Annotated in this window: 7 protein-coding genes; 3 read left to right on the top strand and 4 right to left on the bottom strand. The window is 55.2% G+C overall.

Features of this window, described 5'->3' with window-relative positions:
• The coding region (locus BLV87_RS19315) for a hypothetical protein (RefSeq protein ID WP_217629959.1) at positions 1-231 on the top strand (231 nt) is incomplete at its 5' end.
• Between the two features lie 75 nt (positions 232-306).
• Here the strand turns inward: BLV87_RS19315 and BLV87_RS07925 are convergent.
• The 4 genes from BLV87_RS07925 to BLV87_RS07910 form a co-directional block, all read right to left on the bottom strand.
• On the bottom strand, positions 307-1,152 hold the full coding sequence (locus BLV87_RS07925; protein ID WP_093067166.1) for a nucleotidyl transferase AbiEii/AbiGii toxin family protein: 846 nt from the start codon (positions 1,150-1,152) through the stop codon (positions 307-309).
• Entirely contained in the window at positions 1,145-1,780 is a 636-nt protein-coding gene (locus BLV87_RS07920) for a type IV toxin-antitoxin system AbiEi family antitoxin domain-containing protein (protein WP_093067164.1), read from the bottom strand. Before BLV87_RS07920 ends, BLV87_RS07925 begins: the two co-directional genes overlap by 8 nt.
• A 267-nt stretch (positions 1,781-2,047) precedes the next feature.
• Positions 2,048-3,460: a DUF294 nucleotidyltransferase-like domain-containing protein gene (locus BLV87_RS07915; protein ID WP_093067162.1), complete on the bottom strand. Its 1,413-nt coding sequence runs from the start codon at positions 3,458-3,460 to the stop codon at positions 2,048-2,050.
• 28 nt (positions 3,461-3,488) lie between these two features.
• Positions 3,489-5,360, bottom strand: a complete 1,872-nt coding sequence (locus BLV87_RS07910) for a putative nucleotidyltransferase substrate binding domain-containing protein (protein WP_093067160.1) — start codon at positions 5,358-5,360, stop codon at positions 3,489-3,491.
• 247 nt (positions 5,361-5,607) lie between these two features.
• Between BLV87_RS07910 and BLV87_RS07905 the strand changes: the two genes are divergently transcribed.
• Positions 5,608-9,747 (top strand): cellulose binding domain-containing protein, encoded by a 4,140-nt coding sequence (locus tag BLV87_RS07905; protein ID WP_093067158.1) that lies wholly within the window; start codon positions 5,608-5,610, stop codon positions 9,745-9,747.
• Between the two features lie 15 nt (positions 9,748-9,762).
• The gene (locus BLV87_RS07900; RefSeq protein ID WP_093067156.1) at positions 9,763-11,055 is read left to right on the top strand and encodes a DUF1552 domain-containing protein; all 1,293 of its coding nucleotides are present in this window, start codon (positions 9,763-9,765) and stop codon (positions 11,053-11,055) included.
• Positions 11,056-11,066 lie beyond the last annotated feature (11 nt).

Genomic DNA, 11,066 nt, shown 5'->3' with positions numbered 1-11,066 from the left:
CAAACGCTGGCGGACAACGACCCCAGCAATGCCGAATGGCAAACCGATGTGGTGGTGTCACATTTCAAATTACTGGATATTGAGCAGCAACAGGACAACACCAAAGCCGCCCGCGCACACGGCGAAAAAGCATTGGCAATCCTGAAACCGTTGGAGGAACAAGGCTTGCTGCACGGGCAGCAGCAACAGTGGATTAAGGGAGTTGAGGAAATGTTGAAGAAACTGGAGTGATTGCCTGAATCCGGCTTCGACTCCGCTCAGCCAGCGGACGTGCCGTTGCCTGAGCGCAGTCGAAGGCAACATAGCCTAAACCAACCTCCCCACCAACCCCTGAAAATACCCCTGCGACCATATTTCCAGCCGTTCCGGGTGCTTGATAAAACGGGCGACATCTTGCTTCGCTTGCTGGAAATCGACCTGCTCAACCCGTTGCCGCAGCAATTCCCGCACCTCCTCCACACTCACGCTGTCCCGCCCCACGAGCTGCCCGCTTTGCTGGGCGCGTTGCAAAAAGTGGCTCAGGTGAACCCGATGCCCATGCCGCACATACCATTCAAAATCATACCAGTCGCGCCCCTTCACCCGGTTTTGCCACCGCCGGTACAACAGGGCGTGCAATTTGCCCGCGAACAAATCGCCAATCTGGAAACACTTCACGTAGAACGAAAATGGCAGCAACAGCAGCTTTTCTTCCGTGCCAAACCCCAACGGCGGCTGGGTATCAACCTCAAACTTGATCTTGATCGGGCGCGGCGGCGACCAGCTTTGGGTGTATTCCCCCTGAATCTGCAACAGGTGGATGGCAGTATTGCTTTTCAGGAACGCTGACTCGACCGCTGTCTGCCGGGTTTTCTGTTTGGCAGAAACCTCGACCTGAATCCCCAGCGCATGGAATTCCTTGCGGATGGCAGCAAAATACGGCTCCAACGAAAAATTAGGGTCGGCTTGCAGCAACGAAAAATCCAGGTCTTCCGAAAAGCGGTCAAGCTGATAGAAAATCCGCAAGGCTGTACCACCGTAAAAAGCCGCTTTCTGGAAAAAACCACCGCGATACAGCCCCGCCAGCGCGATTTCCTGCATGACTTCCCGCAACGCCTGATAGTGTGATTCCGCGTCGGTGACAGGGTAACGCTGGAGCATGGCTTCAATCATGCTGCAATGCCTCCACTAACTGGCACAGATGCGCCAACATCGCCGTTTTGTAACCGCTTTGGGCGCAGGTGTGTAAACGGGCTGCATCAAGACTGTGCAAATCACTCTCTTCCAACCGCAAATTTTCCAACAGGTAGTCTTGCATCGCACTGACCGACTGAATCCGCAGTCTTGGGGTAGCCACCAGCACATCACACAGGGCTTTTTCCGGGGTAGCCGCCATGAACGCCACATCCCCTTCCTGCACGAAGGTCAAGCCAGTGGCGTAATAACGTGCCGGAATCGCGGCATAACTGAACCTGCCCAACGCGGTGCTGACATGGCGGGAACGTTCCAAACACATGGAGGTAACCTCTTCCACCCGCTCAGTCATCCAGCCGTAATACGCCAGCATCCACTCGCGGGAAACGTAGCTGGGGCCATGCAAGTGATTGGCAGCCAGACCGCGTGACACAGACCAAGCCGCCTTGCCACCCAAGGTGTACAAACCTTTTTTCAACGGCAGCAACTCGGCTTTCGCCAACATGTCGCTGATTTTGTCGTTCGGGCGGGCGTAATCCTTCAACAGGGCGGTGAGGGTTGAATGGTTGAAAATGTGGCCTTGCAGGGGGATTTGTACGCTGTTCATACTGATGATTATAGTCAATTTTGAGAGCTTAGTCGGATTATTTCCGATTATCATTACAAATTTGACTCAAACTTTCGTCACTCGCAGATCAGTAACTCCGTTTTACATGGTTTTTTGGAGTTTGCGACTCCATTTTTCGTCTTGAACTTGGATTTTCAGGATTTAAGGATTAGTAGGACACCCACCAACCTCTTCTCTTAATCCTAAAATCCCACGAATCCTAAGAATCCCAGTTCAAGACAGATACACTACCAAATCTATCAACAATCACCCCCCACTCCGGTAAGCCCGAAACATCCCTTGCTGCAACCGCGCCACCACCTCGCAAGCACCCTTCAAATGATTACGCTCCAACGCCGACAAACTCGCCAGTGGCAACGCATTATCTGGCTTCACCCCTGCCAGCACCTGCCGAGCCTGATGCTGCAAACGCAAGCGACTGATCACTTCCAACGCTTCCAGCAATTCCCCCACATCAGCGCGGTTCAACGCCCCCACCTCTGCCAAGGCTTGCAAGCGTTCCACCGTATTCACCGGCGGCAAACCGTGCGCCAATGCATACACCCGCGCCAAATCAATCACCGGCACAACGCCGCGTTTTTTCAAGTCGATGACTTTCTCGCCCGCTGCATTGCGTTCACTGGCAAAGCCACCCCAAAAGTTTAGCGGAGGCTGAAAAGTTTGCGCGTTTTCTGCCAGCAAATGTTGGAATAGGCTGCTATTGCGGCTACGCCCCAGCAAATCATCGCGCAACCGCAACCACAAACTGTCATCGCCATAGGTGCAACGTAGGTCGAAAAAGATGGTGGCATTCACCAAGGCTTGCGGTTCGGGGGTATCAATCCACTGGCGGAAATACTCGCGCCAGACGTGCAGCGGTTGCCGCCATTGCGGATTGCTTGCCATGATATTGCCAGGGCAATACACATACCCACTCGCAGCCAGCCCGTCGCTGACAAAGTGCGCCACTTGCTGGAAATAGCTGTCGTGCAGTTCCTCCACGAAACTATCGTCCAGAATCATCGCGTTATCTTGATCGGTGTGGATGGTTTGCTCATGCCGCCCCATCGAACCGGCAACCATGAAAGCGTAAGGAATGGGCGGTGCGCCAAAACGGTTTTCCGCGAGTGTCAGCAGGCGATGCACAATTTCCTGCCCGACCAGGCTGAGGGAATGCGCACTATCGCGGGCAGGCGTACCGTTTTGCACCATGCGCACCAAGGCAGATGGTAAATGCTGGCTGAGGCGTGACAGGGTTGCCACATCAGCCGCGACGTGGATGTCGCCAATCAGCCAAGCGGCGTTGTAATCGTATTGCCGCAACAGGTCGAACGCCGACACAATCCCAAAACTGCCATCCGCCAGCCGTACCAGAATATGGCGAATATTGCGCCGTGCCATCAGTAGCAACGCGGCGGATGCGGTTTCCGAAGCTGCCACCACCAGCGGTTGATGCGTCATGATCTCGCCCACCGGGGTTGTCGGATCAAGCCCGGCAGCCAACACCCGTGTGCGCAAATCCATATCCGTGACCACGCCTTGCAAGTTGCCAGATGCGTCCAACACCAGCGCAACACGGCTTGCCGCCTGCGTCATGCGGGCAGCCACCGTGCGAATCGTGTCGTTGCCTGCCACCGTCAGCGCAGGGCAAGCAAATTCCGTCAGGTGGGCATGTAACACACCAGTGGTTCTCCTCCAGTGGGTTATCTTATCTAAACTTATCCGCCTGATAGCGGGTTGCCATGCTGTCCTGCATGGTCGAAATCACCTCAAACGCATCTTTCAAATGGCGACGTTCCAACGCCGACAACTCTTCGGGCGGCATGTGATTATTGGGTTTTTGCCCGTTTTCGATTTGCTTGGCTTGATGCTGCAAGCGCACCATGCTGATGAACTCGAAGGCATCGCGCACATCTTCCACAGTAGAACGGGTGATCGTCCCCGCTTCCGCAATCGCCTCCAGCCGTTCCCAGGTATTGATCGGCGTAAGCCCTGCCGCCAACGCATACAGCCGCGCCATGTCGATAACCGGCACAACGCCGCGCTTCTTCATATCCATGCCTTTTTCGGCGCTGCTGTCTTTGCTGTCTTTGTCGAGCACGAAGCCACGGAAGAAACCAATCGGCGGTTTGTGGCTCAAGGCATTACCCGCCATAAACGCTTGGAACAGAGTACTGGCCTTGGTTTTGTGGAGCACTTCTTCCTGCAAACGGGTCAGTAAACTGGCATCCCCGTGCAAGCAGCGCAGGTCGAAGAAAATACTGGCATACATCAATGCCATCGGTTCGGGCTTATTGATCCATGTCTCAAAATAGCCACGCCACACCGCCAACGGTTGCCGCCACTGGTCATTGGTCGCCATCACATTGCCGGGGCAGTAAATGTAGCCACACGCATCCAAACCATCGCTCACGACTTTCGCTATCTGCCGGAAATACTCGCCGTGTTGCGCTTCGTTGTAATCATCCGACACAATCATGCCGTTGTCTTGGTCAGAATGCGCAGTCTGTTCACGCCGCGCCATCGACCCCGCCACGATAAACGCATACGGCACGGGTGGTGCGCCGAATTTTTCTTCTGCCATCACCAATAAACGCCGCGCAATTGCTTGCCCAACCGACGTGATCGACTGCCCAATATCGTTGGCAGGCAGGCTTTGTTTCACCAAACTGACCAACAGTTTCGGCAAACTCTTGCTCAATTCCGCCAACCGCGCCACATCTTGCGCCGCGAAAATATCCCCCACCAAATACACCGCACTGCTGCTTTGGGTGCGTAATAAATCGCTGGCAGACAACACACCCACCACATCATTGCCTTCCACCACCGGCAAATGGCGGATATTGCGGCGCGACATCAGCAATAAAGCTTCGGAAGCCTGATCACGCGGGGTCAGTGTCAGCGGGTTCAAGGTCATAATGTCCGCAATCGGCGCATTCACACTGCGCCCTTCTGCCACCACGCGCTTGCGGAAATCCACGTCGGTGACGATGCCGCACAAGCCGCCGTCATCGCCCGTCACCATCACGGTTTGGGTATCGAATTCGTTCATCTGTTGCGCCACTTGCTGGATGCTATCGCTTTTACCCACCAACATCGGCAGCTTCATCAAATCGCGCACGTGCATGGCAACCAACGCCAAGCCGTCACTGCCACGGATTTCCTGAAGTGCATTGCGTAAACGTTCCGGCTTGCGCTCGGCGAAATAGTGACGTACCCGCTCAAAGCGTTCCAGTAAGGATAAAAACAGCTCACCCGGCACGGCATACAGCAAGGTGTCTTCAATCGCCCGCACCGTCATGCTGACCTTGCCGCCGCGCATCACCGAACGGTAGCCGACCCAATCGCCATCGCCGAAACGCCCGTACCAGTCGCCGCTTTCCAGCAACACATCCACCGCCCCGGCGCGGATCAGGAAGGCGACGGTATTTTCCGCGTCGATGGTCAATACATCATCACCTTGAGGCACACGCTGAATCACAATGGCTTGCGCAAGCGCATCCAGCTCGGCAGCGGGAAGCTCAGTTAATGGGGGGCATTTCGCCAAATAATCACGGATTGCAAGTTGTTCAACATCCATTACACTACCTCAAGGAATTAATTTGTGCAAAGCAGCATAACATGAGGCTACCGGCACTTTTTTGCTTTATAGCAAAGAAATAGGGGAAAACGAATTTTAGCAAGCCTTTACAGGTGAACATTATGGAAAAGCAGCATGGATGTTTGCTAGCAAGTTTATTTACGGCTTCTTGTTGATTAATAATTTTTATTAATTTAGATTATCTCCCTAATGTCGGCATCCACTAGCCGTTTTGCGAGGGACAACTATGAAAACAGCCAACAGCAGGGGGGCAAGGTTAACTTATGCCCAAACCGTGGGGTATACCCTGCTACTACTCATCATACTTGCCATTTTTAGTCCAGGTGCATGGGCGGCAAGCGCCTGTAAAGTCAATTACTCCATCCCCAATCAATGGAACAATGGTTTCACTGCCAATGTCAGCGTGACCAATACCGGGGATGCATGGAAGGGTTGGACAGTAACCTGGGACATGCCCAATGGCCAGCAAATCACCGGTTTGTGGAATGGGGTATCCAGCCAGAGCGGCGCGGCAGTCACAGTGAAAGATGCAGGCTGGAACGCCAATGTCGGCAGCAATGCCAGCGTGCAGTTTGGTTTCAACGGCTCGCATACCGGCACGAATGCCATTCCCAGCAATGTTAAGGTTAACGGCGTCTTGTGCGCAGGCAATCCTGCACCACCCCCACCTCCTGCGGCTCCGGTGGTGGCTTGTGAGGTGCTGTATTCCTTGCCGAGCGTCTGGGGCAATGGCTTCACGGCAGATGTCATGGTCAAAAACAAAGGGGATGCGCTCAATGGCTGGACGGTGACATGGGACATGCCCAACGACCAGACCATTACCGGCTTGTGGAACGGGCAATTCCAGCAAAGTGCCGCCCACGTGGAGGTGCAACCTGTGGACTGGAACCGCTCGATAGTTGCTGGTGGCGTCATCCAGTTTGGCTTCAATGGCGCACATACTGGCTTGAACCAGATACCGGGCAATGTTGCCCTCAATGGAGTGAAGTGTAGCGGGCAGGTTGACCCGCCACCGCCGCCACCACCTTCCTGTAACGTGCAATACCGCATCCAGAACCAGTGGGATAACGGTTTTACCGGCACAGTTGACATTAAAAATACTGGCAGCCCATGGAATGGCTGGAAAGTCACTTGGACGATGCCGAGTGGACAGCAAGTCACCAATGGCTGGAACGGGCAGTTCAGCCAGCAAGGCACAAGCGTCAGCGTAGGCAATGTCGATTTCAACAAGATTATCGGGCAAAACAGCAGCATTTCGATGGGTTTCAACGCCTCGCACACTGGCCTGAACCTGATCCCGATTGATGTCGCAGTGAATGGCACGCGCTGCAATGGTCAGGCAGACACGCTGGCATACCCACCGCAAGCCCCTACCGATTTGCGTGTGATCATGCAGGATAACACCAATGCGGCCTTAAGTTGGCAGGTCAACAGCGGTGTAGACGACCAGTTGGTGCTGGAGCGCCGCGAAGCCTCTGCACAGTGGGGCGTGTTGGCAACCCTGACTGCCAATACCCGTGCCTATCAGGACACGACGCTGGTCATCGGCAAGATTTATGAATACCGTGTGAAAGCCGTCAATAGTGCAGGCAGTTCCGCCTACACCGATAGCGTGAGTGCCAAGCGTCAGGATCGTACCGACATCCGTGCCGCGATGCTGGCAAACAACTGCGCGGCTTGTCATGGCACGGACGGCAATAGCAGTGATGCGGGTATCCCCAGTATCAGTGGCATGGATCGCACGTACTTTGTGCGCACCATGCAGGCATACCGCAATGGTAGCCGTGCCTCCAGCGTCATGAGTCGGATTGCCAAAGGCTACACCGATACCCAGCTTGAGCGTTTGGCAGATTACTTTGCTGCCATCGAATTCCGTGCAGCGCCGCAAACCACCGACCCTGTGCTGGTGAGCCGTGGCAAAGCCATCCATGCAACCCACTGCATGTTCTGCCACAGTGCAACCGATACAGCGATTGACCAGACCCGCACCCGTTTGAACCAGCAGACAGCAACTTATCTGCACGCGACGCTGGAGGATTATGTGGCAGGGCGTAGCAGCAATGTCCCGACCGAAATGGCGCACCAGTTACGTGACCTGAAACTCAATTACGGCGATGATGCCTTGCAGGCATTGGCACACTACTACGCAGCCGACACCCAGGCCAAAGCTGGTGGCAATACCGATAGCGGTGGTGATACCGGTGATGGCACAGGCTCAGATGGTGGTGCTGGTGATAATGATGGCGGCGGTAACACTGGTGATGGGACAGGTGAACAAGATGGCAACCCAGCCTCCCTGCCGCTTGCTCCTGCTAACCTGACTGCCAGTGTGTTGGATAACGCCAAGGTGCAGTTAAGCTGGAAAGATGCCAGCAGTAATGAAACCGCCTTCCGTATCGAACGCCGCTTGGCAGATGCCAGTGATGCCGATTGGGTAGTGTTGACCGAAACCGCTGCCAACGTGCAAGCGTACACTGATCTCAGCGCCAGTATGGGTAATAGCTATGCCTACCGGGTTGCTGCCAGCAATACCGCCGGGGTTAGTGCTAGTACCACGCCGGTGACGGCAACCTTGTTGAGTCTGGTGCAATACGGGCAGAGTCAGTACCAGCGCCAAAGTTGTGCCAGTTGCCACGGTGCGGATGGCAAGGGTGGTTTTACCAACAAGCCCTTGACGCACTTTACCGCCGCCCAATTGGATAGCCTGACCCATACCACTGCGTTGACCATGCCGCCCAGTAATCCTGGCGTGTGTGTTGGCAACTGTGCCTTGGGGATTTCGCATTACATCATCGAGGTCTTGGCAGCCAACCATAACGGTGGTGATACCGGCACTAACCCGCAAGCGTGCAGCAGTTCACCGCCACCGGGCAAACGCAGCCTGCGCCTGCTGACCCGTCAGGAATACCAGAATACCGTCAATGACTTGTTGGGTTTGTCAGTCAGCATCATCCACGAGTTGCCGGATGAAAACCGTGTGGAAGGTTTCGACAACAACGTGGCAAGCAATCTGGTCACTGGTACGCGCATGGAAGCCTACTTGTCACAAGCCGAAAAGCTTGCCGCACAAGCGGTGCAACACAGTTGGTCAAACCTCGTGCCATGCAGCGGGGAAACGGCAGCGTGTGCGCAACAATTCATCCAGCAGTTTGGCAAGCGTGCTTACCGTCGCCCCTTGAGCAGTGCCGAAGTCAGTGCCCACGCCCAACGTTTCAGCCAGGGCACATTCCGTGATGCGGTAGAAAATACCGTGATGGCGATGCTGGCTTCGCCGCATTTCCTCTACCGTTCCGAACTGGGCGAATTGCAAGCCGATGGCACGTACCGGCTCACTCCGTATGAGGTGGCGAGCAGCCTGTCTTACCTGTTCCTGGGTTCCATGCCGGATGCGGCTTTGTTCCAGGCTGCTGACAACAATGCGCTGCAAACACCTGAACAGCGGATTGCACAGGCTTCGCGCTTGTTGTCCAGCCCGCGCAGCCGCCAGCAGGTGGGTAACTTCGTTGGGCAATGGCTGCTCAGTTCCAGCCCGTATGCTCTACCAAACAAAGACTTGACCGTTTACCCCGGTTATACGGATGCAGTACGGGCGGCAATGTCACAGGAATTGATCGGTTTCTTTAACCATGTGGCGTTTGACTCCACTCAGCAGTTTGATGAATTGTTCACGGCTAATTATGTCTTGGCCAATAAAGCTTTGGCGGATTTCTACCACCTGAGTGGCCCCACCGGCAGTGCGTTGCAAGTGACGCCGGTCATGGACGGTACGCGCACCGGCTTGCTGACCTTGGGGGCGGTATTGTCCCGCTATGCCAACAGTGCGGAATCGCATCCGTTCAAGCGCGGCGCATTCTTCTTCGAGCGGGTGCTGTGCCATGATCTGGCACCGCCGGAAAATGCCGGTGTCATTGAGCCGCCAACGCCCGACCCGACTGCGACCACTCGTGAGCGCTTTGATTTCCACAGCAAGTCGATGACAGCCTGTTATAGCTGCCACCAGTATCTGGATGGCCCCGGCTTCAGTTTTGAAAAATACGACGGGGTGGGCCAGTTCCGCCCGTTGGAAAACGGCAAGCCGATTGAAGTGAGTGGCATCCTGCGTGGAATGGAAACCTACACGCCGGATGAGGAAATCAGTTTCAACGACCTGATGCACCTCAGCCAGTTGGTGGCTGACAGCGATACCGCCGCGCAATGTGTGGCACGGCAGTATTACCGTTACACCACCGGGCGTGTTGAAACCGTCGCCGATAACTGCGCTCTGGAGAGTTACCTGCAAACTTACGCAGCCAGCGGCTACAACCTGCAAACCATGTTGCTGGGCATTGTCAATGCACCGGGCTTCACCGTGCGCCGTGCCGATTAAGGGGAGGATGACATCATGACAGTATCAGCAAAACGCCGTGCTTTCCTGAAAGGCTTGGGCGCAGCAGGGCTAGGTGCAGCGGGGTTGGGTGGCCTGACCCTGCCATTCGCCCGCACCGTAATGGCGGATGCCACCCCGGTACGCCGTGCCATTTTCGTTTTCATTCCTGACGGGATGGAATACCAGCATTGGCACGCGCAAGGCACTGGCACGAATTTCACCTTGCCACGCATGACCCAGCCATTGGAACGGGTGCGTGAACATTGCGTCTTCCTCAGCGGGGTGAATATGTTCGGGCCGGGCAGTACCCACGAAGGTGGTATTGCCAAATTGTTGACCGGGGCAGCCGGACGGGTGTTTCAGGACAAGAAAGTTTCACTGGATTATTACCTGGGCGAATGGTTCAGGAACCAGTCCGTGCGCCCACACCTGAATCTGGGGATTGTGCCGATTTACCGCGACAAGCCCATTACCTATGACCTGAATGGTGTGCCGGTGATGCCTGAAATGAACCCGCTGGCGGCGTTTACTTCGTTGTTTGGGGAAGAGGCCAACAACAACTTTGTAGAACAGCGGCGTTTAAGTGCTCTGGATGCCTCCCTGCAAGAGTTGAACGCCCTGCGTGCGCAGCTTGGCACGGCAGAAAAAATCAAGCTGGACATGCATCTTGAATCACTGCGGGAAATGGAACGCAAACTGGCTTCCACCACAGCAGGCAGTTGCCCGGCATGGAATTTCAACCCGACCGGCTTTCAGGTAACGCGCACGGAAATCTGGCGCAACCCCGAATACCTGGATACCAACCAGCTCGGTGTCATCAGCGATTTGCACATGGACGTTGCGGTACACGCGCTGGCCTGTAACCTGACCCGCGTGGCTACGCTGGTGTGGAACAATTCGGTCAACGATGTGGTGATCAAGGACGCGGGCAGTTACAAGACCTGTCATCAGGCATCGCATGAGGGTGGTGAGGATTTCATCAAGATCAAGGCATGGTATACCGAAAAGCTGGCGCAACTGATCGAACGCTTGCGCAGTGTGCCGGAAGGCAACGGTACGTTGCTGGACAATACGGTGATTTTCCTTGGCAGTGATCTGGCGAATGGCTCATGGCACAACCATGACAATATGCCGTTTATTCTGGCCGGTGGTGCGGCAGGCGGTTTGGTGGGCGGGCGCAGCCTGCAATACAACAATGCCGCGCATAACAAGATTCTGGTGTCGATTGCCCAGTTTATGGGCGTCAACATCAACCAGTTCGGGACAGAAGACAGTACACCCGGCCCATTGCCCGGTCTGTTGGCATAAAAGAGGATAGT

The sequence above is a fragment of the Thiothrix caldifontis genome, from assembly GCF_900107695.1.
Lineage (GTDB): Bacteria > Pseudomonadota > Gammaproteobacteria > Thiotrichales > Thiotrichaceae > Thiothrix > Thiothrix caldifontis.
This window is presented reverse-complemented; position numbering and strand designations above follow the sequence as displayed.